Origin of the sequence: Butyricimonas faecalis (assembly GCF_003991565.1) — a bacterium.
GTDB lineage: Bacteria > Bacteroidota > Bacteroidia > Bacteroidales > Marinifilaceae > Butyricimonas > Butyricimonas faecalis.
Genome location: NZ_CP032819.1, coordinates 2915770 through 2940887 on the forward strand (window position 1 = coordinate 2915770; position 25118 = coordinate 2940887).

Genomic DNA, 25118 nt, shown 5'->3' on the forward strand with positions numbered 1-25118 from the left:
CCATAATACAAAGAAAGTTGTTCTTTATTTACAGAAGATAGCGTCTCTTCTATTGCTTCAAACATCCTATCGGAACAATGTAAATTCCATCTTCAGGACGGCGATAAGCATATTCGCCTGTTGCCGTTAATATCATCTTAAAAGCTGGTGCTTTCATACGTGTCGTGTCAATCTGTTTGGCTAATGAGGTCAATATCTCTACACCTTCGTTTATCAATGTCTCGCCACCAAGTTTGACTTCAATAAGCCCATACTGTCCATTGCGGAGGTGTACTACTGCATCACATTCTAAACCGCTTTTATCTCTATAATGATATACTTTTCCATTTAATGCTTCTGCAAACACACGCAAGTCTCTTACGCACATCGCTTCAAAGAAAAAGCCCATTGTCTTCAAGTCGTTCATTAAATCGGCAGGACCTAAACCTAATGCAGCAGTTGCGATGGATGGGTCAACAAAATAGCGTGTATCTGCTGTACGAATTGCAGTCTTTGAACGAAGATTTGGATTCCATGCAGGCATATCTTCCACCACAAATATTTTCCTCAGAGCTTCGAGATAAGAACTTATGGTATCCTCATCAAGTGTGGCAGTATCATTATTCTTTAGATCGTCCTTCAACGTCGCAATTGATGCTTGTGTTCCCTGATGTCGGGCATATGCTCTCATCAAGCGTTGTACTCGCTCCGAAGCTCTTTTCACCCCATCTACTTTGGTTATATCCTCTTTGGTTACTGCATCGTAATAGTCGAAAGCTTGTTCCAAAGCCGCTTCTTCGGGTAGCCCAACAGCCATTGGCCAACCACCTCGGCAAATCAAGAATGCAATATCTTGCAATTTAAGTTCATTCTTCTCCAGTATTTTTCCAGGAGTAGTGAACAGATTTCCAAGACTTACTTTCCCGTTTGATTCTCCTGACTCAAATAAAGTCATTGGGCGCATTGTCAACCAAGCAAAACGACCTGTTCCAGAATGTTCTCTTTCCTCTTCAGCCTCCTTGTCTGGAACGGCAGACCCCGTCAATATAAACTGCCCCATTTTACGACGATGATCAACAGTATATCTTACAGCATCCCACAATTTAGGCACAGTCTGCCACTCGTCAATAAGCATTGGTGTATCTCCCGACAGTGCTACATCTGTATCTATTTCTAACAAGCTCTTGAAATTATTTTTCACATCAGTTCGAGCCAACAATATTTTGCTAGCCGCAATTTCCTCAGCTGTCGTTGTCTTACCACACCATTTAGGCCCCTCTATCAACACTGCTCCTTTAGCCTGCAATTTCTTTTCAAGCAGGCTATCCATTATTCTATGTTTGTAACCATCCATAAATCAAACTATTTACTACCACAAATGTAATTAAAAATTCTAGCATTCGGTTATTTGGAGTAATATTTTTCGGCAATTTGGCATAAGTTTGTTCGGTAAATAGACTTTACCATTGTTTTTTCCAGAGATACAAAATAATACTAGCCAAAAGGAAATCAAGCTGAAAAGATAATTATTTTCGTTGTAATACATTTTCAACGACTTCTCAGCTATATTCAGGAAACAACAATTCTAAAAAGCGGTATACTTCCCGTTAAACCGGAAACCTATTCCCAGCATCAAAAAGTTAGGCTCGTTGAAATCTTGGAGACGGTAGCCCACATGCAAAAAAACGGCACGTGACAAGGCTATTTTCAACGTCAATAGCTGATAAAACATATTCAGATCGTCCTTCCCGATCACGTTCGCCCCGATCCCGACTCCCACGACAAAAAAAGGCATCACGTACTCTGCCCGCCCGGAAAACCCCAAGGCAAACTGATCGCCCAGAGGGGGACGAACAATGTCCGACTTACTCACCCTCCCGTACACGTCCCCCTCCGTGTATAAATTGGCTCCCCCGTCAAACGTCCCGTCCAGAGACACGCCTAACCGGAGTTTATAATTCAAATTATACATCGGGGTAAAATTAAACCCGAACACGGGATAAGCCTCCGGAGAAGGGGAAAAACCGTCGGACGTCCTCACCAACCGATCATGCCACGAACCGAAGAAAACAAAATCATACGTGAAATGTCGGCGGAAAGGTTGTACAGCAAAATCAACTCTCCTCTCCAACGACTTCAAATCATCCTTCCGGTAAAAATTACACTCCAACCCGATATTTCCCCCGATCGTGTTCAGCCCTGCATTAGGAAGCTTCGTATTCCCGTTGGAAAAATGCGACAACGTCACTCCCGAAAGCAGGCTAACCCTTGGAGACAACCTCCAGCGCAAATAAAAATTAACATTAATATAAGCATTCACCTTCGAACCGATTATCGTGTTGGACGAATTATAATACGGGTCATAAGTCTTCCACCCCGCGGACAACCCGAAATTCCATTCGTAATGCAAAGACAACCAAGGAGCTAAACTAGAGATACGAGCCCCTTGAAACAAATAAAAGGCAACCGGGTTCCCCAACTGCCTGGATCCCCCGAAATTATAAAATCCGACTCCTACCCCCTGGTATACATCTCCATAAATATGCTCGTCAAAACTCCCCGGACGATAACGGAACAAATACTTCAAGTGAGAGGAAAAAACTCCCTGAATAATCCTTCCCTCCACGTTCTCCCCCTGCAAAAAAGAACTTGTCGGGAAAACATACTCCGGCCGTCCCTCCACCCGCAATCCATGCACGAACTTACGCAACGACACATCCACCAAACTATCGTTCCCCTGCCCTATCACGTGCGACACGCCTCCAACGAAAATGATCCCCCAAAAAGCGACTACTCTCAAAATTCTCTTCATACCATCCATATAAATTCCATTCATAAAACAATCCGGTTAACCACTCTTAGCCTTTCCTCGCAACAATTCCGGTTCCGGCAAAGAAACCCGGGAAAAACTCACGACAGCGGCCAGCGTGGCAAACCCTCCCGCGAAATAAAGGGAAGCATACGTCCCATTCACCGGGAAAACAACAAACATCAAAGCCACCAACGAAGCCCCCGTCGTCTGTCCGGTCAACCGGGCCATACCCAGCATCCCGCTAGCCCCACCACTCCTATTCTGCGGTGCGGAAGAAATTAATATACTATTATTCGGTGTCTGGAATAAACCAAACCCGAATCCACACATAGCCATAAACAAAGCAATTCCCACGTTGGGAACCTGATCCGCGAAGACAGCTAACAAAAACAGCCCCGCGGAAAATATCGACAATCCCACGCCACCTAACACACCCGCGTGAACTCGCTCGAGCAACCTCCCAGCCAAAGGAGCCGCAACCATCGTTGCCAACGGCCAAGGGGTCAGCAACAATCCCGTTGCCACCTCATCCAGCCCCAGCGTGTGCTGCAAAAAGAAAGGCAAAGAAACCATGGCCAACATCTGCGCCACGAAAGAACACACGGACGTTCCGACAGACAACGAAAAAATCGGAATCTTCAACAAATCGACAGGCAACAAGGGATATTCCCGCGACAACTGACGACGCACGAAAAAGTAACCGACAAACAGCATCACCCCAATCCCCGGGAGCAGTACAGGCAAACTCACCCCGTGAGTGAACCCCTCGATCGAGAAAATCAACAAACCAAACGTAAACGCGTTCATCACCCCACTGATCCAATCAAACTTCCGTTCACTTCTCTTTACCGGATTCACGGGCAAAAAACGGAAAGACAAGATCAATGCCGCGATAACAACGGGAACATTTACAGCGAACAACCACTGCCAAGAGGCTACCGACAAAATCCCCGCCGCGATCGTCGGCCCTCCCGCTGCCGACACGGCAACCACCAACGCGTTAATACCCATTCCTCGACCCAAATGCCGTTTGGGATAAATAATCCGAATCAAAGAAGTATTCACGCTTGCCAAAGCGGCCGCCCCAAATCCCTGGAACACACGGGCTATCGTCAACATCAGCAAAGAATTGGAAAGCGCGCAAGCTAATGAAGTCACGCTAAATATAAACAAACCTCCGATATACACCCGCCGATAACCCAATATATCCCCCAAAGAAGACAACGACAACAAGGAAACCACGATAGCCAACTGGTAAGCGTTCACAATCCAAATAGACATAGACGGCGTGGCCTGCAAATCCTCCGCGATAGACGGTAACGCCACGTTAGCAATCGTGCCATCCAACACGGAAACCGTAATTCCCATGGCAATGGCAAGAATCGCCCCGTATCGCTTCGGGATAGGCAACCCGTCCCACTCGATCTCTTTTGTGCTCATTTTCCCAGTCCAATTTTATCGTACAAAAATACGAAATATAAGATTCCCGCTTCATCTAACGCATAAAAAATTCAAAAGTTCCTATATCGGTTGTCTATCGGTATATAAACGGAAAACAAGCGGGGAGTAATAAACACGTCATTACCACATCATGATAAATAGCGGATCATTTCCGTGTAAAACGCTATTAGAACGCTATTAAAACGCTATTAAAACGCTATACGGAATAGCGTTCTATTAGGGATTTAATTGCTTGTTAAATATCTTCTACCCGGAAATAATCCGGAAGTGATCCTGAAATATCCCTTTTAAACCTTATAAACAGGACATTAACAACACCTTATTTCAGATTAACCTCCTCATACAATCGCAAGAACCTGCAAAAAAAGAGGTTTAACAAGCCTATTTTTTAACGAAAACCTTCCCTGGAGGGTGTGTCAAAACTCTATATTCAAACTCCCTCCCCCCTTCGGGGTACTCCCTCTATAAACAGAGGGAGAGTTAAAATGTACACAATTTTCGGGGAAAAGCTCCACCACCTTCTCTGTTTATAGAGAAGGTGGCAGCGAAACTGACGGAGGAGTTTTATGCGGAGAACGAATTTTGACACACCTTCAACCACTTGGAAATCAACCCTCCCCCTTTACTTTTACCGCATGAACCGTATTATTTTTTCTTTGCCGCTTTATTCGGGAAGGCAGGGATAGGCGGAATCTCGTTCTTCTCCGTCTTCAACTTTTCCAATATCACTTGGATCGCTTTATTCAGTTGCTGATCCTCACCCTTATATTCCAGATAAGGGTCGTTTTCAATATCAACGTGAGGAGTCACGCCCGTTCCCTCGATAATAAACTCGCTACCGTCTGCTGCAAACGGCGCGTATGAAGGCGTCACGATGGAACCACCGTCAACAACCCGGATGGAACCGCTATATCCCACGACACCTCCCCACGTACGACGCCCGATAATCGTTCCCAAGTGATTGTACTTGAAGCGATACGGGAAAAGGTCCCCGTCAGAGGCAGAATACTCGTTTACCAACAAAACTTTCGGCCCGAGGAATGTACCAACGGGATTTACCGACCCGGAGGTTTGGTTCGTGTGCATCGTGTAGAACGTCGGAGTACGCATCAAACGTTCGGTAATCATCGGGGATACGTTTCCACCGCCATTTCCCCGGTCATCAATGATCAAGGCTTTTTTATTCAACTGCGGGTAATAGTGCTTCACGAACTCGTTCAACCCGTCAACACCCATGTCCGGAATATGAATGTAACCTACTTCCCCGTTCGTGGCCTCGTTTACCTTACGGATATTATTTTGCACCCAATGATAATAATACAATTTTGATTCGTCAGCCAGCGGAACGACTAACACGTTACGGACTCCCTTCTCAACCGGGGTCGTGTTCACGGTCAATTCAACAGTCTTGCCTGCCATATCGATCAACTCGGAGAACAGGTTATCCACCTCTTTCAACGATTTCCCGTTGATGGCCAAAATATAATCTCCCGCTTTTACCTCCACGCCCGGCATAGTCAAAGGCGAACGGGTTGAAGCATCCCAGTTTGCTCCCTCGATGACTTCGGTCACTTTGAAATAACCGGATTTATCTTTCATGAATTTAGCTCCCAGCAAACCCATCTTTATTCTCTCGGGCATCGGTACCCGCCCGTTAATGGAGTAGGCATGTCCGACATTCAATTCCGCGATCATCTCCCCGATGATGTAAGTCAAGTCCGTACGATGATTCACGTAAGGAACCAATACCTTATATTTCTCGTACACGTGATTCCAATCCACGCCATGCATGTTCTTGGCATAGAAGAAATCACGCATCTGTCGCCAGCTTTCGTTATAGATCTGCATCCATTCTTGATGGTAGTCGATTACCCGTTTCACGCCTTTCGTGGATACGGGAGAGGTCACGCTGGCAGAAAATACCGGAAGGTCTTCCACTTGGAACGCGGAGCCCGAAGAAACGATCGCCTTTTTATAACCGGGAGTGAATTCGATGTTTCCACCCGAATCGGTCTCTTTCTTCCCGTTCAAGTCATAAATCAACGTGCTACCGCCCCGGTTGTAATACACTCGATTTCCCAGCATGTGCACGTTGCCATAATAATTCGACGCCAACACGGGTAGTTCGACAAGGCGACTTTCCAGGTTCGTGAAGTCATACACGATACTTTTATCCTCGCTCTCTTTTTTCTTGTCTTTCTCATTCACGGCAGTCTCCACCCAGACAACATCATTTTTCGGGGCAAACAATACCGGGGCATCCTTCGCCAATGGCAGGATGTACACCTTGTTCATATCATTATACACGTGATTCCATTCCGTCCGCCCATACGTCGGGGAGAACGTGCGGGCAGAAACAAACACGAGGTATTTCCCGTCCTCGCTGAAGTTTGGCGAACTGGAACCGAACCATCCGTCGGTAACTTGGTGTTTCTCACCACTTTCAACACCGTAGACGATGATGTTATCCATCGTCGTCTCCGGACGAACGTAGGTAATATACTTGCCGTCGGGCGACCAGTTGTAGGAGGTCATGGGACGGATTCCCGATTTTTCCACGATCTTCCGGTTCCCGCTTTCCACATCGGATATATTCAAGGTATTCCCCTTTTCGCTCCAGAGAATTTTCTTGGAATCCGGGGACCATTTATAATTGAAGATATAACTTTTCAAATTTTTGACCAGTTTCCGCTCCTTCCCCGTCGCCACGTCCCGAAGATAAATATTGAACTCCCCGTCCTTGTCGGAAACATAACTGATATATTTCCCGTCCGGAGACCAACCTGCCAGCATATCATTCGCATCGGAAGAATGGGTCAGGTTATAGGTGATTCCCTCTTTCACGGGCAACGAGAAAATATCCCCGCGAGCAGCCACGACCACCCGTTCTCCACCGGGAGCGGCCGCGATACTCGAAATCTGACCGCTGACATCGGTCAAGGTCGGGCGAGAATAAATCTGATCGTTATCAATGTTTATCGTGATCTTGGTTTCTTTACCACTTTGTAAATCGTACCCGTAAATATAACCACCTTGCTCGTAGACAATCAATTTGTCACCGATCGCGGGGAATTTTATATCGTATTCTTTATAGAACGTCAGTTGTTTATCCTCTTTCGTGTTCACGTTGTAGGCGTAAAGGTTCATCACGTCGTCTCGGTCGGATACATAATATATAGTATTTCCATCCGGAGACCACATCGGAAACACGTCCTGGCGCACGTTGTCGGTAATCCGTTCGGATTTTTTCGTGTTGAAATCAAACACCCGAATATCATCCGCCATTCCTCCTTGATAACGTTTCCACGCCCGGAATTCCCGGAAGATATAATTATAAGCCAATTTCTTTCCATCCGGGGAATAAGAGGCGAAACCGCCGTTCTTTAAAGGGATTTCCTCGGACATTCCCCCCTCTACCGGCACGGTGAACAGTTGCCCGGTGAAATCGTTAAAGGTGTATCTCCGGGAACGATACAGAATCCGTTTACTATCCGGAGTCCACCCGATCACCACGTTGTTCGGCCCCATGCGATCTCCCAGGTCATCTCTTTTCAGCGTGGCCGTGTATGTCAAGCGACGAGGCTCACCTCCCTCCACGGGGATGACGAATACTTCCGTGTTACCGTCATATTGCCCGGTGAAAGCGATATATTTTCCATCCGGTGAAACGCGAGGAAACATTTCGTACCCCACGTGCGAGGTCAATCTACGGGCCGTTCCTCCTTCGGCTGCAACCAGATAAAGATCCCCGGCATACGAGAATACCAACTTGTCCCCCACGCTATGCGGGAACCTTAATAACCTTGCTTCCCCGGCCTGTACCCACAAACCGGCTAACAATACACCGAATAAAAGAATAAACCTCCTCATAGTAATTGAATATTGAGAATTAAAAATTGAACATGACTTGCAGGTTTTTCAATCAAACGTCATAAAATCCCACGTCATGAAATCCGAAATCATAAATTATCCAAGAATTCTTTGATCACGCGGGGGAAATGTTCGTATTCCAAGGCATGGACTTTTGTTGCCAGGGTTTCCGGCGTGTCTCCCGGGTCGATTTCACATTTAGCCTGGAAAATGGTGGCTCCTTCATCGTAATGGTTGTTCACGTGATGAATCGTGATGCCGCTTTCCTTTTCCCCGGCAGCGATCACGGCCTCGTGTACTTTCATGCCGTACATTCCCTTCCCCCCGTATGAAGGCAACAGGGCCGGATGGATGTTGATTACCCGGTTTTGATAAGCGTCAATAATGGCATCCGGTACCTTCCACAGGAAGCCTGCCAAGACGATCAGATCAATATCCAAACGTTTCAACTCGTTTAGAACCAAGTCAGAATGAAAAAACTCTTCCCGCCCGAAAACGAATGTCGGCACGTTTAAACGTTTTGCCCGTTCCAGAACATAGGCATCGGGCTTGTTACAGAACACGATTTTTACGACATTTTCGGTGTCATTTTTAAAATAATTAATGATATTTTCAGCGTTAGAACCTGAACCAGAGGCAAATATTGCAATTTTTTTCATCCTGTAATCTATTAAAAATCAAACGCATAAAGATAAGAAAACTTTATTCATGCCAAAAAATTTTCTAGGAAAAATAAATTCTCTAACTTTGCCCCCGAACTTAGAGAGTTATGCGCGCCTCTTGTAGACGCAAGTGTGAATTTAAAAAATGTCTAATTAAAATTTAAAGTTATGTCTGACATTCAAAACAGAGTTAAAGCTATCATTGTTGATAAATTAGGAGTTGACGAAAGTGAAGTTAAACCGGAAGCTACGTTTACTAACGACTTAGGAGCTGACTCTTTGGATACGGTAGAGTTGATCATGGAACTGGAGAAAGAATTCAACATCACTATTCCGGACGATCAAGCAGAGAAAATCGCTACCGTGGGCGATGCTATTGCATACGTTGAAGCTAACGCTCAATAATTTAATATTTTATCTATGAATTTCAAACGAGTAGTAATAACTGGTCTTGGAACTATTAATCCCTTGGGTCATAACGTGGCCGAATTTTGGGAGAACTTGAAAGGTGGCGTCAGTGGCGCCGGTCCTATTACTCGTTTTGATGCATCTAAATTTCGCACACAATTCGCTTGCGAGGTTAAAAACTACGAGCCCACGGAATACTTCGACAAGAAGGAGGTCCGTAAAATGGATCTTTACAGCCAGTTTGCCCTGATTTGTTCCAGGGAAGCCGTAAAAGATGCAGGACTTGATTTCTCGCAAGAGGACAGAAAGAGAATCGGTGTAATCTGGGGTGCAGGTATCGGTGGATTGGATACGTTCTACGAGGAATGCAAAAGTTTTGCATTAGGAGACGGAACTCCCAGATTCAACCCGTTCTTTATACCCAAGATGATTGCCAACATGGGTGGAGCGATGATCGCCATAGAAGAAGGCCTAAAGGGTCCGAACTACACGACGGTTTCAGCTTGTGCTTCATCTGCACACTCGTTAGTAGATGCATTAAATCTAATCCGATTAGGTAAAGCAGACGTGATACTTGCCGGTGGATCTGAGGCGGCTATCACCCCTCCGGGTGTAGGCGGTTTCAATTCCATGAAAGCTTTATCCACTCGTAATGATGACCCGAAAACAGCATCGCGTCCTTTTGACGCTGATCGTGACGGATTCGTTATCGGCGAGGGAGGTGCTTGCTTAGTCGTGGAAGAGTATGAACATGCCGTAAAAAGAGGTGCTCACATCTATGCAGAACTCGCGGGTGGTGGAGCCAATTGCGACGCTTACCACATGACTGCACCGGATCCGGAAGGACAAGGAGCCGCCGATGTTATGTTGCTCGCGTTGGAAGACGCCGGACTAAGCCCGAAAGATGTTGATTATATCAACGTTCACGGAACGTCTACCGGACTGGGAGATGTGGCAGAACCTAAGGCCATTCAGAAAGCATTTGGTGAACACGCTTATGAACTGAATATCAGTTCCACCAAATCAATGACAGGACATTTATTAGGTGCCGCCGGTGCCTTGGAAGCAATCGCTTGTGTTCTGGCTGTGAAAAACAACATTGTACCTCCTACCATTAATTTCAGCAATCTTGATCCGGAGCTGGATCCCAAGCTGAATTTCACGTTCAACAAGGCTCAAGAGAAAGAAATCAATGTAGCCATCAGTAACACTTTCGGTTTCGGAGGACACAATGCTTGCGTTGTATTCAAAAAATAATCACGAACTAAAATTTTGGGGAAGTGATTAGTAAAATAATTCAATCCATAAAACTTTACCTTCACAGGAAGGAAAAGTTTTATGGATTGTCTATTTCGGAATGGGGATTCGTTCCCGGTAACAAGGGTTTATATACCTTGGCATTGTTACATAAATCGGCATCCAGATACACGAAAAGCGGAACCGTGTTGAATTACGAACGCCTCGAATTTTTAGGAGATGCCGTACTGGGAGCTATTGTCGCTGAAATTCTATACAAGTTTTTTCCCAACAAGGATGAAGGGTTCATGACTCGTTTACGCTCCAAGATCGTGAGTCGCGAATCATTGAATATTATTGCCATTAAAATGGGGTTGAACGAGGAGGTAATTGCCAAATCGGATATTTCCAAAAACAAACATATTTACGGTGATGTATTCGAGGCTTTTACCGGGGCTATCTACCTGGACCAAGGGTACGATAGAACCAAGGCATTTATCGAGAATTATATTTTCCCTCACTACGTGAATCTGGAAGACCTCGTGTACGTTGACAAAAACTACAAGAGCAGGCTGATTGAATGGGCTCAAAAACAAAAGATTGACCTGAATATCGAGACACTTGAAAGTAATGCCCGTCACGCCAAATTTGTCTGTACGATCTCCATCGGCGAAGAGATCATGGCTCAAGGCACAGGTGCATCAAAAAAAGAAGCGGAGCAAAACTCCGCTGAAAAGGCTATCCAAAAACTCCAAGTTGAAGCACAAGGAGAAATTGAAATCTAATTTATTCTTTCACACGTTCCACGTAAGTACCGTCCTCCGTTTTGATACGGATTTTCTCGCCGGTATTGATGAAAAGAGGAACCATTACTCTTGCACCGGTTTCTACCTCTGCCGGTTTCAACGCCGTGGAAGAAGCGGTATCACCTTTTAATCCCGGCTCCGTGTAAGTCACTTCCAAAACAACTGTCGGCAACAACTCAACATACAACGGGGTTTCCGTGTCTGCGTGTACTACCATTTCAACAGCATCACCTTCTTTCAAGAACTGGGGAGCATTGATCAAATCTTTCGCGATAGGTATTTGCTCGAAAGTTTCCGTGTGCATCATGATATAATCCTCTCCTTCCATGTACAGGAATTGGTAGGGGCGTCTCTCGATGCGTACGACATCGATCTTCACTCCGGAAGTAAACGTATTTTCCAAGGTACGACCGGTTTTGATGTTCTGCATTTTTGTTCTCACGAAAGCAGGACCTTTACCGGGTTTCACATGTTGAAACTGTACAATTCTGTATAAATCGTCTTTGAAAACGATACATAATCCATTTCTAAAATCAGCCGTTGTTGCCATTTATTTTATTTTTTAGATTTAATATTTTTTCATTGAGGGTGCAAAGATAAGGAAATCAGCACAAATCACCAAATACATATAAATTTTAGATGTATGATTTCTCATCGCCACAATCGATAATAAACTCCTAAAGGTAGTGATTTTTCGTAAGAATCAGTAAAATACAACTCACCGAATTGTTCTCCAGAACAATTCCCTACTAGCTGACGCACAATACCACGGGCCAATAAAGCAGACAATCCCATGGAATACAGATTCAGCACAAGAAAACTATTGGAGGATTCCAGCAATTGCCCGCATAAGGTGATTAATTCGTTTATATTTTCCTCTAGCACCCATTTCTCACCATTCGCCCCACGCCCGTAAGCCGGAGGGTCTAGAATAATCCCGTTGTACTTTTTTCCCCGACGCACTTCTCTCTGTACAAACTTTAAAGCATCTTCCACGATCCAACGCACCCCGTCCAAACCGGAAGCCTCCATATTCTCCCTTGCCCAAGAAACGACAGGCTTCACCGAATCCACGTGAGTTACATCCGCACCCGCACTCTTCGCAGCGAGAGTAGCACCGCCCGTGTAAGCAAATAAATTCAGTACTTTTGCTCCCGTACCGATTCGTTTTACCTGATCCGATATAAAATTCCAGTTCTCGGCCTGTTCCGGAAATACCCCCACGTGTTTGAAAGAGGTCAATCCCAATCGCATCCGGATGCTCATATCTCCATAGCGGTAATTCACGAACCATTGCTGTGGCATTTTAGGCTTACAAATCCACTCTCCCCGCTCCTCACTCTTCTTGTCCTTCTTGAAATAAGCATCTGCCCGTTGCTGCCACTCCGCATCGGAAAGTGATTTATTCCATATCGCCTGCGGCTCCGGCCGAGCAATCACGTAACGTCCGAAGCGCTCCAATTTTTCGTACGCTCCACTATCTATCAACTCGTAATCCGTCCAACATGAAGGACTTAGTAGTTTTATATTCATTATCACAAAACTTTTTTCTTCGGCACTGTTGCCACAAAATCTTTTAAATAAAACGGCTCGAAATAAGCCACATCTTCAAATTTTTTATCCTCAAACTTACGTTCGGCAAGTGTTATCATGTTTCCGGCAGAAGTTGCCACCCCATCAATAAACATTGCATTCGGATGTTTTAACACCTCCTTTATCTTATTACTCCCGTTGCCAAAAAACAAGATCTTATGTTCCGATAACAAATCCGCAAATGAATTTTCGTCTATTATCTCCGCATGAATATCACGTACGACATTTCCTATCCGGTCATAAATAGCCGTGTACACTTCCATGCGACGAGCGTCGATCATGGGACAATAGTAAGCCTCTTCGTTCTCTCGACAAGCCACTGCATTTGCCAACGCCTCCAAGGTACTTACCGCAATCAGCGGCTTACCCGCACCAAAACATATCCCTTTGGCTAAAGATACCCCAATGCGCAAGCCCGTGTAGGAACCGGGGCCCATGCTCACAGCCACGGCATCCAAGTCGTTTGCCGTTAAATTATTCTCCTTCAACAAATCATCCACGTATACACCCAGCAAAGTGGAATGATTGAATCCCTCGTCATTTTCTTTTAAAGCAACCACGTGTTCGTCCCGAGCGATAGCCACGGAACAAATATCCGTAGAAGTATCTATATTTAAAATCAGTGCCATAATACAATTGAAAATTGAAAATTGAAAATTGAAAATGTGAAAGACATATCAAGGTTCAATTCTCGGGTTAATAATTATTTCCTGATGATTTGAATCTCTCCTCCGACACCCAGTTTGATGATACTAGAGGGTGCGGGATTCGAAGTTTCTTCTTGACGGAAATCTACCACGTAATCAACGACAGACTTCACGGCATCACTAATTTCCGCAAAACACTTGGGGGAAGGTTCTCCGCTGATATTAGCCGACGTTGAAACAATGGGTTTGCGGAAACGGTAAAGCAAGGCTTTCGTGAAAGCCTCCGAGGTGATCCGGATGCCTATGGTCCGATCTTGTGCAATCAAGTTCTTTGCCAGGTTCTTTGCATTCGGATAAATGATTGTCATGGGTTTATCATTCACTTCCAATAACTCGTAAGCCACATCTGGAACCTCGACGTAGGAGGCAAGCTTGCCCACGTCATCCAGTAATACCAACATGGCCTTGTTGTCCTCCCGGTGTTTCAGCTCGTATATCCGTTTCACGGCTAGCTCGTTCGTGGCGTCACACCCGATACCCCATATCGTGTCCGTGGGATAAAGAATTATCCCCCCGTTTTTAAGAACCTCGCAAGCCTTGCGAACTTCTTCTTTTAACTTTTCATCATTCATTATAAGTCATCTATAGTGGGGACGAAAGTACAAAGTTTACGGCAGGATGTCAATTTTTAAAGAAATAATTATGACTTTATCACCAGATTATCGGCGATAAAGTCATAATTGTTATCTTGTTTTGTCGTTAAATTATACCAAATGTTTGATCAATTCCTCTCGATCTCCGTACAACATATCAATCACCGGGATTTCAATTAGTGCATAGCATCCCGGTTGCTGTTTCATGCAAGCTCGAGCCGTGGCCACAAGGATTTGTCCTGTCAAGGCCGGATTATTGATTTTCATATCAAATTCGAACAACTGATTCTGTGTTTTACCGGAAACTCCCTTACGAACAAGATTCACGCCGTGGCCCATGTCCTTCAGGCTGTCAACAGATTCCACCTGCATTACATGCGTTTCATCATGTGCAAAATAAGGATCGGTTTTGATAGCCTCCGCCACTTGTTTAAAATCGTACCCCTCTTTCAGTTCCACATAGACCATCCGGCGATGGATTCCCGTACCTAGCGGGATTGTCATGGACAACGCAGCTTTCACGCCTTCAACGGCCTTCACGGCAACCGTGTGTCCCATGCTCATGCCGGGACCGAAATTCGTATAAGTAATCCCTTTGGGGGCACAAGCCTCTAACAAAGCACGAACGACAGAATCACTTCCCGGGTCCCATCCCGCGGAGATAACAGATACTTTTCCATGCTTTTTAGCAATCTCTCCCAGACGTTTATGCAAACCGGAAATCTCCGTGTGAATATCAAAACTATCCACCGTGTTAATCCCCATAGCCAGAATTTTCGAGGCATACGACTCCACACTACGGGTCGGTGTACACAAAATTGCCACATCTACATCCTTGATTTGAGCAATATCCGACACGACAATATAGTCCTTCAATTCAGCCGGCACGTTCGTTGCGTCCCGACGTACTACTCCTGCTACTTCAAAGTCGGGGGCAGTTTGCAGTGCTTCAAGCACATACTTGCCAATATTCCCATACCCGACAATGGCTGCTCTAATTTTTTTCATCTGTTTTTTGCTTTTTAAATTAACATTGCAAATTACGAAATAAAATTTTTTTTGACAAAATACAAACACATCATTTCCATCCATTTGTTAAACTTTCAACACCTATTTCTCCATCATATCAAAATACAACATCATTTACTCCATCCATCCTTTCACTTTAGCTATATCCGTTATGCCAAGCTAAAAAACGCCCCTTTCACAAAACTCTTAAAAAGACTTATATTCTCATCCAAGCGATGAAATAAAGAAGAATTTCTTTTTTTTATTGTCAAAAACGGCTAATTTTGCTTTTCGTTTTTAATAACAAACAGTTACAGAATAAATACATAAAAATCTATTATGGCAGAGAATGTAAACGAAAAGCTTTTCAGTGAATTTGCGCCCAACACGACTCAAGAGTGGAAGGACAAAGTCATTGCAGACCTAAAAGGGGCTGACTTCGATAAAAAGCTGGTTTGGAGAACAAACGAGGGATTCAACGTGCAACCGATGTACCGGTTGGAGAATATGAAAGACCTCAAGAATTTAGAGTGCTTCCCGGGAGAATATCCTTTCGTGAGAGGTAACAAGAAAAACAACAACGAATGGTTCGTTCGTCAAGACATCGTGGTAGAGGATGTGGTTGAAGCGAACAAGAAAGCGTTGGATGTTCTGAACAAGGGTGTTGACTCGCTCGGGTTCGTGCTTTCAAATTGCAAGAACTTCACGAAAGCCGATATGGCCGCCTTGTTGAAAGACATTTGCTTGGAATGTATCGAGATTAACTTCGTTGTATGCTGCAACAAAGCTGCCATCTTGAACATGTTCAAAGAGTACGTTGCAGAGAAAGGATTCAACCCTGAAAAAATACAGGGAGGTATAAATATCGATCCGATCAGCAAACTTGTTTTAGAAGGAAAATTCTGTGACCCGAATCCATTCAACGTGGTTAAGGAAACAACGGAAAGCTCTGCCGAAATGAAAAACTTCAAGACGATTGAGGTAGGTGGATACGTTTTCAATAATTCCGGAGCATCCATCGTTCAGGAATTAGGATTCAGTTTGGCTGCTGGAGTAGAATACCTTGATAAATTAACCGATGCAGGTATGGACGTGAAGGACATCGCTCCTCGTATGCGTTTCCACTTCGCTACCGGTTCCAAATATTTCATAGAGATTGCCAAATTAAGAGCAGCTCGTTACTTGTGGGCACACATCGTGAAAGCTTACAATCCTTGCTGTGACTGCGTTTGCAAAATGAATATTCACGCGGAAACATCAGAATGGAACAAGACGGTTTACGACCCGAACGTGAACATGCTTCGTACTCAAACGGAAACCATGTCCGCAACGATCGGTGGTGTTGACTCGTTCACGGTTCACCCGTATGATGATATCTTCGAAAAAACCAATGATTTTTCTGAAAGAATCGCTCGTAACCAACAATTATTGTTGAAAGAAGAATCACACTTCGACAAGATCGTTGACCCTGCCGGAGGTTCATATTATATCGAGGAATTAACCCAATTCATCGCCGAGGCTGCTTGGAAACTCTTCTTGGAAGTACAGGAACAAGGCGGTATGGTAAAAGCACTTGAATCAGGATTCGTACAAGCTGCCGTGAAAGCTACTGCACAGAAGAGAGATCAGGATATCGCTAACCGGAAAGAAAACTTCTTGGGTACGAACCAATTCCCGAATTTCAACGAAAAAATGGATAAAGAGCTTTGCGCTTGCATCCTAGAGCCGGAAGACAAAACCGCTCCCGACGCTGTTATTGAAACGTTGAAACCCTACCGTGGAACCCAGGCTTTCGAGGCTATGCGTATCAGAACCGATATGTTCACGAAAGAACAAGGTCGTCGCCCGGTTGTTTACATGTTCCCGATGGGTAATTTGGCTATGCGTAAAGCAAGAGCCCAATTCGCTTGCAACTTCTTCGCTTGCGCCGGATTCCAAGTAATGGATAACAATGGTTTCAAAACGGTTGAAGAAGGAGCTAAAGCCTGCATGGACAACAAAGCCGATATCGTGGTTATCTGTAGCTCGGATGACGAATACGCTACAATCGCTCCGGAAGTATATGCAGCAATGAAAGACAAAGCAATCATCGTTGTTGCCGGTAACCCGGAATGCAGACCCCAACTGGAAGAAATCGGTATCAAGAACTATGTTCACGTGAAATGTAACGTGTTGGAAGACTTGAAAGCATACCAACAAAAATTGGGAATTAAGTAATTGACGATTTTAGATTAACGATTTTAGATTAACGGACAAAACCGAAAACATCAAGAATCATAAATCAAAAATCATAAATCAAAAATTGAAAGATGAAACCAAATTTCAAAGATATAAATATCAAGTCAACAGAAAAAGCTACCACTACTGCTACAGAGTGGGAAAAAGCGAATCATATCGAGAAGAACTGGTTGACACCCGAGCTAATACCGGTAAAACCCGTGTACACGGCTGAAGATTTAAAAGGGATGGAACATTTGGATTACGTTGCCGGTATCCCTCCCTATTTACGTGGTCCCTATTCAGGAATGTACCCTATGCGTCCGTGGACAATCCGTCAGTATGCCGGATTCTCTACCGCTGAAGAATCGAATGCATTCTATCGTCGTAACTTGGCTGCCGGACAGAAAGGTTTGTCCGTGGCATTCGACTTGGCTACCCACCGCGGATATGACTCTGATCACCCGCGTGTAATCGGTGACGTGGGTAAAGCCGGAGTTGCCGTAGACTCTATCATGGATATGAAGATTTTGTTCGATCAAATTCCATTGGACAAGATGTCTGTATCCATGACGATGAATGGTGCCGTACTTCCTATCTTGGCATTCTATATTGTTGCCGGACTAGAACAAGGTGCTACTCTAGACCAATTACAAGGAACGATCCAGAACGATATCTTGAAAGAGTTCATGGTGCGTAACACTTATATCTACCCGCCGAAGTTCTCTATGAAGATCATCGCTGACATCTTCGAATATACTTCCAAGAATATGCCGAAGTTCAACTCAATCTCTATCTCTGGATACCACATGCAAGAAGCAGGTGCTACCGCTGATATCGAGTTGGCATACACTTTGGCCGACGGTTTGGAATATTTACGTGCCGGAGTTAATGCAGGAATGGACATTGACGCATTCGCTCCCCGTTTGTCATTCTTCTGGGCTATCGGTATGAACCATTTCATGGAAATCGCCAAGATGAGAGCCGGACGTTTGTTGTGGGCTAAGATCGTTAAACAATTCAACCCGAAAAACCCGAAATCTTTGGCATTGCGTACTCACAGCCAGACTTCAGGTTGGTCATTGACCGAGCAGGATCCGTTCAACAACGTGGGTCGTACTTGTATCGAGGCCATGGGTGCTGCCTTGGGGCATACGCAATCATTGCATACCAACGCATTGGATGAGGCTATCGCTCTTCCGACAGACTTCTCCGCTCGTATCGCTCGTAATACCCAGATCTATATCCAGGATGAAACAACCGTATGTAAATCCATCGACCCGTGGGGAGGTTCTTACTATGTTGAGAGCTTGACTAAAGAGTTGGTAGAAAAAGCATGGGCCCACATCCAGGAGATCGAGAAATTGGGTGGGATGGCTAAAGCGATCGAATCCGGTATTCCGAAATTACGTATCGAAGAAGCTGCCGCTCGTACACAAGCTCGTATTGATAGTGGCGAACAAACAATCGTGGGTACAAACAAATATCGTCTGGAGAAAGAAGATCCGATCGACATTCTTGAAGTGGACAACACGGCAGTACGTGAGGCTCAGATCCGTCGTTTGCACGAATTGAAAGCTAACCGTAACCAAGCTGAAGTTGACGCTGCATTGGAAGCCATTACCCGTTGTGCTGAAACCGGCGAGGGTAACTTGTTGGAATTGGCAGTCGACGCAGCCAAGAAGAGAGCTTCTTTGGGAGAAATCTCTTATGCATGTGAAAAAGTTGTAGGACGTTATAAAGCAGTTATCAGAACCGTGAGCGGAGTATATTCTAGCATTGCCAAGGAAGACGAAGACTTCCAGAAAGCAAAACAATTGGCTGACCAATTTGCAGAAATGACAGGACGTCGTCCGCGTATCATGATCGCTAAAATGGGTCAGGACGGACACGACCGTGGAGCTAAAGTTGTTGCCACCGGTTATGCAGACCTCGGCTTCGACGTGGATATGGGACCGTTGTTCCAAACCCCGGAAGAAACCGCAAAACAAGCCGTTGAAAACGACGTACATGTTGTCGGAGTATCTTCTCTGGCAGCCGGACACAAAACGCTTGTACCTGCCGTTATCGCAGAATTAAAGAAATTGGGACGTGAAGACATCCTCGTTTACGTGGGTGGTGTTATTCCTCACCAAGATTATCAATTCTTGTTCGATGCAGGGGCTGTCGCCGTATTCGGTCCCGGAACCAAGGTATCCAAGAGTGCAATCCAAATTCTTGAAATTTTGATTGACTTGGCTAAGAAATAATCAAATGCATTAAGCAAAAGAAGGGAGTTCACAAGACTCCCTTTTTTGCTAAAAACTCTTATTCTACACCTATCCACGAAATTATTTTTCTGAAAACCATTATAATTTCTCGTTTCCCTCATTCAAAATTTGTAAACACATTGAATTTCTGTATATTTGCCACTATAAAAAAGTGTCCATGAATTCATCCGAATCCATATTAGACTTATTCAAAAAAGACGAAAATAGGGCATTTCAGCTACTTTTCAATCGATATTATGATAACTTATTGCTATATTGTTATCATATCTCGGGCAACTTGGAAGCAGCGGAAGATATTGTACAAGATTGTTTTATCAACTTATGGAATAGTAAAAGACTCGTTTCTTTCACCGGAGATTTAGACCGTTTTATTTTTAAAATGATTAAAAACCGTTCCCTTCTTTTTTTAAAGGAACAAAAAACAAGAAATAATATACAACATGAGTTTCCTCAAGAAAATGAATTTCCCTATTATGAGTTTTCTGAAGAGTTTTCTGAAGAAATAGAATTATTATACAAAACGATAGATCAACTTCCTGAAAAATGCAGAAAAGTTTTCCTTCTAGCTTGCTTGAACGATAAAACCTATCAAGAAATTGCCGATGAACAAGGAACTAGTATCAATACGGTAAAAACTCAAATGAAAGCAGCCCTCAAATTTTTACGGGAAAATCTTCAATCCAAAAACTTTCTTTCCATTTTATTTTTTTAACAAAAAAAATCTGATTGGGAATCACCCTTTTTTGTCATTTTGAAAATATATAAGAAAATAATGACAAAATATGAATGAAGATATCGATGAAATATTAGCTAATATCCTAGCCAAAGAGCCGCTTACTGATGAAGAAAAGCAACATCTTCAAGCTTGGAGTAACATTTCTTCAAAAAATGAAAAAACAAAAAAATTTATTCAAGCATTAACGCGACAAAAAAAAGTTTTGAATAAACATCAAAAGAAAGAAATCGTATTCACTAGGATAAAGAAAGAAATTTATCAAAAAAAGAAAAAACGCATTATCTACTGGTCTTCCTTTGCAGCCAGCATTATTTTACTGATTGGAATATTTCTTGTCTTTCAACAGGCAATATTCTATAAAGAAGAATTTTCTCCCACCCCAATGTATGCATCCAATTTGTCTTTCCAACCATCCGCAGAATTAATTTTACCTGACGGGGAAAAACGTTTTCTAAGTCGAGAAAAAGCTACTGTTGTAATAGCTGATAGCAACAGGGCAATGCGTACAGACAAGCAAACCCTATTCGTGGAATCCAACAATCTTATTCCCCGGGAACCTCAATATTACACCATAAATATTCCTCTTGGAGCTGAATACAATATTATCCTTCCAGACGGAACAAAAATATACCTAAATGCAGGAAGCTCATTGAAATACCCAGATCAATTTATTGGAGAGAAACGAGAAGTATCGCTAATCGGGGAAGGTTATTTCGAAGTAGCCTCCGACTCTCTTCATCCATTTGTCGTACATGTTGCAGACATGAGTATACAAGTGCTCGGAACAAGTTTTAATATAAATGCTTACCCCGAAGAGGAATGGGTAAAAACAACTCTAGTTGAAGGTTCCGTAAAGGCCCTATGCGGAAATCATAATTTCATCATGAAGCCTAATACTCAGGTAGCTTATAACAAGGAAACTCAAAAAGTTGAATATTTTCCGGTAAACATTCAACAATACACTTCATGGAAAGATGGATACTATGATTTTGAAGATATGCCACTAAGAGTTCTCATGCAAATTTTTTCCCGCTGGTATAATATCAAATTAGAATTTGCCAAACCTGAATTAAAAGAGCTCAAATTTAGCGGTCGATTAAAAAGGTACGATGACCTTCATTCTTTATTTAAAATGCTAGAATATACCCGTGATATAAAATTTATTATTGAAAAAGACAGAATTATAATACAAAGCAAATAAAAATACAACAGGCTGAAGATTCAAGCAATCTCCAACCTGTTCATATTCACATATACAATCCGAAAATCCTTGCAAGAAACGGAAATGTATAAATGTTAAATAATTAATTTTCAAATTTATGAAAAAAAAGCGAGATTATGCATTATCAAACCATTGGAATCCATGGCGAAAGATGTTAATTTTTAAAAACATTCTCGTAATCTTTATTCTTTCCTTGTCAGGAAATGTACAAGGCCAACAACGAACAAAGGTTACCATTGACTTAAAAAATGTCACCCTAAATGAAATCATTACTGAATTGAAAAAACAAACAGATTATGATTTTTTCTACAACAGCGAATTAGCAAAATCCAAAGGGCAAATTTCAGTAAAAGCCGAAAACAAAGAGGTTAAACAACTTTTGGATGAAATCCTCCCAAAATTAGGATTAGAATATGCCATCCAGCAAAATTTAATATCAATCCGAGAAAAAAAGACTATCGAGTTGATAAAAATCGAAGGTAAAGTAACCGATGAAAAAGGAATTCCAATTCCCGGGGCAACTGTAATTATCCATGGAACAACACAGGGTTCTGCAACAGATGCAGAAGGGAGATTTACGATTCCCGTCAAACCAGACGATATATTGCAAGTCTCTTTTATTGGCTATAAAACCGAAGTTGTTCCTATTAAAGGTAAAACAAAGATAAATGTCACGTTAAATCCTACAGCAGAAAACCTCGAAGAAGTTGCTGTTGTTGCTTTTGGAACTCAAAAAAAAGAAAGCGTTGTTTCAGCAATCACCACAGTGCGACCCATGGACTTAAAATCATCGAACAGCGACTTAACTTCAAGTTTCACCGGTAAAATTGCAGGTATGATCGGTTGGCAAACGGGAGGTCTCCCCGCCGCTCTTACAGAAGAAGAGATGAATACAAAATTTTATATTCGCGGTATCACTTCATTCCAAACTGGAGCAAACATTGATCCGTTAATCCTATTGGATGGAGTAGAGTCTTCGAAGCTGGATTTAGCCCGTATTGCACCAGAAGATATTGAAACTTTCAGTGTCATGAAAGATGCATCTGCAACCGCAATGTATGGGGCCCGAGGAGCAAATGGAGTCATTTTAGTTACCACTAAAAAGGGGGAGGAAGGGAGTGTTTACGCCTCTGCCCGCTATGAAACAGTTTTCTCCATGCCAACGAAAGAAATTGACGTTGTAGACCCTATCAACTACATGAAAATGTACAATCAAGCCTTACTTGCCCGCAATCCTTTAGCAACGCCCAAATATAGCGTAGAAAGAATCAACCGTACAGCCTCTGGGAAATATCCATCTTGGGTATATCCGGCTAACGATTGGTACAAAATCATGTTCAAGAATTATAACGTAAATCATCACGTGGGAGTAAATATTCGGGGTGGTTCAAAAGTAATTCAATATTACGCTTCCGTAAACTACAACAGAGATATGGGTATGTTAAAAACGGACAAATTAAATGACTTTAATTGCAACATTACAAATAATCAAACTTCATTCCGGGCAAATTTAAACATTGATTTGAAAGCTGGAATTAAACTAGTAATTAATTCGTCAACAACGATAGACAAATATCATGGTCCGCTAGAAAGTGTAACACAGGCTTATCAACTGGCATTTAATGCTTCTCCTGTCGATTTCGCACCTCTCTACCCCGGAGATGATACTTATAACTGGCCTCATCTCCGTTTTGGTGCAACAGAATCAGAAACTCAAATTAATCCTTATATGTTATTACATCGAGGATATTTGGAAAGAACTCGATATTCAACAACTAATAGGGCGGAATATATTCACAATCTTTCTAGCCTAATAAAAGGGTTAGAAGCGAGAGCAAGCGTATCCGTATCACAAGCAGGATATTACACTACCGGATTTAAAACAGAACCAACAAAATATTCTTTATTGAATTATGACTTTGAAACGGGGAAACACACGTTACAAGATTTATCATCAACATCTTACAGAGCCTTAACTATTGACAAAGATGCACAAGCATCAACAACGGACACAAGAGTTGTCTATGAAGCCCGCTTGTTACACACGGCAGCATGGCAAGAACATCAAACCTCATTAACAGCCGTCTTTCAAGCATCGGAGTATACTTATACTCCCATTCAAAAAGTTTTAGACGGGATGCCTCAACGTAATTTAACATTTTCCATGCGTGGGAGTTACGGTTTCAAAGACCGCTATTTTATTGAGGGAAGCTTTGGATACAACGGTTCCGAACGCTTTGCCAAAAATAACCAGATGGGGTTCTTTCCCGCAGGAGGATTTGCTTGGGTTGTAACAAGCGAACCGTTTATGGCCTCCACCTCCAAATGGTTGGAATTTCTTAAATTCAGAGCTTCATACGGACAAGTCGGTAATGATGGTATTGTATCTTCTCCCCGCTTTGTTTACTTGCCAACAATAGTGGGACAGATGGGTTATAAAGATCCCGAATCAGGAACAGGTAGTGGGCAATTAGTAGCAAGAAAAATTCTTTCTTACGCAAATGAAAAAATAAAATGGGAAATCGCTGAACAAGTGAATTTTGGAATTGAAGCAAAATTATTCAAAGGAATTTTAGAATTTACTTTGGATGGGTACCAAGAAATCCGACATAACATTATCAGCTATCGAACCAACGTTCCGGCAAACACTGGTATAGAATACTCCCAACTAGACAATATCGGGAAATCCCGCTCTCGCGGCATCGACTTTTCCGGGAAAATACAACACGCTTTTACCCCCGATTTTTGGATTATATTAAATGGCACATTTACCTATAACAAAGTTATCTACAAAACCATTGAAGAAGCAAATGATAAACCGAAATGGCAAAGAAAAGTCGGGAAAGAAATTTCACAACAAATCGGATATATTGCCGAGGGGGTATTCCAAGACCAAGCAGAAATAGACAATTCTCCCTTACAGAGCGGTGACGTAATGCCTGGAGATATACGTTATAGAGATATCAATGGAGACGGCATGATTGATGTAAATGACGCTACTTTTATAGGTTATCCCGAGACCCCAAGAATAATATACGGATTCCAAGGATTTATTAACTATAAAAACTTCGAATTTAGTTTTGCATTTCAAGGATCTGGCAATCGTTCATTTTTCATGAACCCAGAAAAATTATCTCCATTCGTTGATGATCATGCCATGTTGACTGCCATTTATAAAGATCACTGGTCAGAGGATAATATGACCAAAAAACCATTTTGGCCTCGTCTGTCAACTTACAATCTAACAAAACACAACCCAGAAGAAAACTGGTATGCCCCCCAAGCTAGTGAAACTCGCAAAAGTACCTATTTCATGAGAGAATGTAGATTTTTACGTTGTACTTCTTTAGAATTAGCCTATAATATGCCTCGTAAACTGACTGAACGCTGGAAACTACAAAATGTAAAGTTTTTTGTTCGTACCAACAACCCTTTCTTAATATCCAATTTCAAGTTATGGGATGTTGAATTAGGAGAAAACGGATTCAATTATCCGATCCAAAAAACTTATACAATAGGATTGAATTTTAGTTTCTAA

At 42.9% G+C, this 25118-nt stretch carries 18 protein-coding genes; 8 read left to right on the forward strand and 10 right to left on the reverse strand.

The features are described from left to right. Positions 1 to 49: 49 nt before the first annotated feature. The 5 genes from D8S85_RS12550 to purN all read right to left on the reverse strand — a co-directional run bounded on the left by D8S85_RS12550 (position 50) and on the right by purN (position 8781). On the reverse strand, positions 50 to 1333 hold the full coding sequence (locus D8S85_RS12550; RefSeq protein WP_127075156.1) for an ATP-binding protein: 1284 nt from the start codon (positions 1331 to 1333) through the stop codon (positions 50 to 52). 231 nt (positions 1334 to 1564) lie between these two features. Further along, the gene (locus D8S85_RS12555; RefSeq protein WP_228423217.1) at positions 1565 to 2815 is read right to left on the reverse strand and encodes an acyloxyacyl hydrolase; all 1251 of its coding nucleotides are present in this window, start codon (positions 2813 to 2815) and stop codon (positions 1565 to 1567) included. A gap of 12 nt (positions 2816 to 2827) precedes the next feature. Beyond that, positions 2828 to 4231 (reverse strand): MFS transporter, encoded by a 1404-nt coding sequence (locus D8S85_RS12560; RefSeq protein WP_127075158.1) that lies wholly within the window; start codon positions 4229 to 4231, stop codon positions 2828 to 2830. Between the two features lie 666 nt (positions 4232 to 4897). Next, complete coding sequence (locus D8S85_RS12565; RefSeq protein ID WP_127075160.1) at positions 4898 to 8122, reverse strand: S41 family peptidase; 3225 nt, start codon at positions 8120 to 8122, stop codon at positions 4898 to 4900. 89 nt (positions 8123 to 8211) lie between these two features. Then, the gene (gene purN / locus D8S85_RS12570) at positions 8212 to 8781 is read right to left on the reverse strand and encodes a phosphoribosylglycinamide formyltransferase (RefSeq protein WP_106480967.1); all 570 of its coding nucleotides are present in this window, start codon (positions 8779 to 8781) and stop codon (positions 8212 to 8214) included. A 171-nt stretch (positions 8782 to 8952) separates the two neighbouring features. Between purN and D8S85_RS12575 the strand changes: the two genes are divergently transcribed. The 3 genes from D8S85_RS12575 to rnc are packed head-to-tail and all read left to right on the forward strand — an operon-like array spanning position 8953 to position 11213. Further along, the gene (locus D8S85_RS12575; protein WP_027200888.1) at positions 8953 to 9189 is read left to right on the forward strand and encodes an acyl carrier protein; all 237 of its coding nucleotides are present in this window, start codon (positions 8953 to 8955) and stop codon (positions 9187 to 9189) included. 15 nt (positions 9190 to 9204) lie between these two features. After that, positions 9205 to 10449, forward strand: coding sequence for a beta-ketoacyl-ACP synthase II (gene fabF / locus D8S85_RS12580; RefSeq protein WP_106480968.1), 1245 nt, complete (start codon positions 9205 to 9207; stop codon positions 10447 to 10449). Between the two features lie 23 nt (positions 10450 to 10472). After that, positions 10473 to 11213: a ribonuclease III gene (gene rnc, locus D8S85_RS12585; protein ID WP_228423218.1), complete on the forward strand. Its 741-nt coding sequence runs from the start codon at positions 10473 to 10475 to the stop codon at positions 11211 to 11213. A gap of 1 nt (position 11214) precedes the next feature. Here the strand turns inward: rnc and efp are convergent, their stop codons facing one another. The 5 genes from efp to D8S85_RS12610 all read right to left on the reverse strand — a co-directional run bounded on the left by efp (position 11215) and on the right by D8S85_RS12610 (position 15135). Then, positions 11215 to 11784, reverse strand: a complete 570-nt coding sequence (gene efp, locus D8S85_RS12590; RefSeq protein ID WP_027200891.1) for an elongation factor P — start codon at positions 11782 to 11784, stop codon at positions 11215 to 11217. A gap of 101 nt (positions 11785 to 11885) precedes the next feature. Further along, positions 11886 to 12767: a class I SAM-dependent methyltransferase gene (locus tag D8S85_RS12595; protein WP_106480969.1), complete on the reverse strand. Its 882-nt coding sequence runs from the start codon at positions 12765 to 12767 to the stop codon at positions 11886 to 11888. Positions 12768 to 12769: 2 nt separating this feature from the next. Then, a complete protein-coding gene (gene tsaB / locus D8S85_RS12600) occupies positions 12770 to 13456 on the reverse strand; it encodes a tRNA (adenosine(37)-N6)-threonylcarbamoyltransferase complex dimerization subunit type 1 TsaB (RefSeq protein ID WP_106480970.1) in 687 nt (228 codons plus the stop codon). A gap of 74 nt (positions 13457 to 13530) precedes the next feature. Further along, positions 13531 to 14106: an L-threonylcarbamoyladenylate synthase gene (locus D8S85_RS12605; RefSeq protein ID WP_106480971.1), complete on the reverse strand. Its 576-nt coding sequence runs from the start codon at positions 14104 to 14106 to the stop codon at positions 13531 to 13533. Between the two features lie 132 nt (positions 14107 to 14238). After that, the gene (locus tag D8S85_RS12610; RefSeq protein ID WP_106625092.1) at positions 14239 to 15135 is read right to left on the reverse strand and encodes a diaminopimelate dehydrogenase; all 897 of its coding nucleotides are present in this window, start codon (positions 15133 to 15135) and stop codon (positions 14239 to 14241) included. 339 nt (positions 15136 to 15474) lie between these two features. Here D8S85_RS12610 and mutA point away from each other — a divergent pair, with 339 nt between their 5' ends. The 5 genes from mutA (at position 15475) to D8S85_RS12635 (ending at position 25118) form a co-directional block, all read left to right on the forward strand. After that, on the forward strand, positions 15475 to 17352 hold the full coding sequence (mutA, locus tag D8S85_RS12615; protein ID WP_127075162.1) for a methylmalonyl-CoA mutase small subunit: 1878 nt from the start codon (positions 15475 to 15477) through the stop codon (positions 17350 to 17352). Positions 17353 to 17444: 92 nt separating this feature from the next. Next, positions 17445 to 19601 (forward strand): methylmalonyl-CoA mutase, encoded by a 2157-nt coding sequence (scpA, locus tag D8S85_RS12620; protein ID WP_106480973.1) that lies wholly within the window; start codon positions 17445 to 17447, stop codon positions 19599 to 19601. A gap of 178 nt (positions 19602 to 19779) precedes the next feature. Next, positions 19780 to 20334 carry an RNA polymerase sigma factor gene (locus D8S85_RS12625; protein ID WP_127075164.1) on the forward strand — a complete coding sequence of 185 codons (555 nt, stop codon included), beginning with the start codon at positions 19780 to 19782 and terminating at the stop codon, positions 20332 to 20334. A gap of 70 nt (positions 20335 to 20404) precedes the next feature. Further along, complete coding sequence (locus D8S85_RS12630; RefSeq protein ID WP_106480975.1) at positions 20405 to 21559, forward strand: FecR family protein; 1155 nt, start codon at positions 20405 to 20407, stop codon at positions 21557 to 21559. A gap of 118 nt (positions 21560 to 21677) precedes the next feature. Beyond that, the gene (locus D8S85_RS12635) at positions 21678 to 25118 is read left to right on the forward strand and encodes a TonB-dependent receptor (protein ID WP_127075166.1); all 3441 of its coding nucleotides are present in this window, start codon (positions 21678 to 21680) and stop codon (positions 25116 to 25118) included.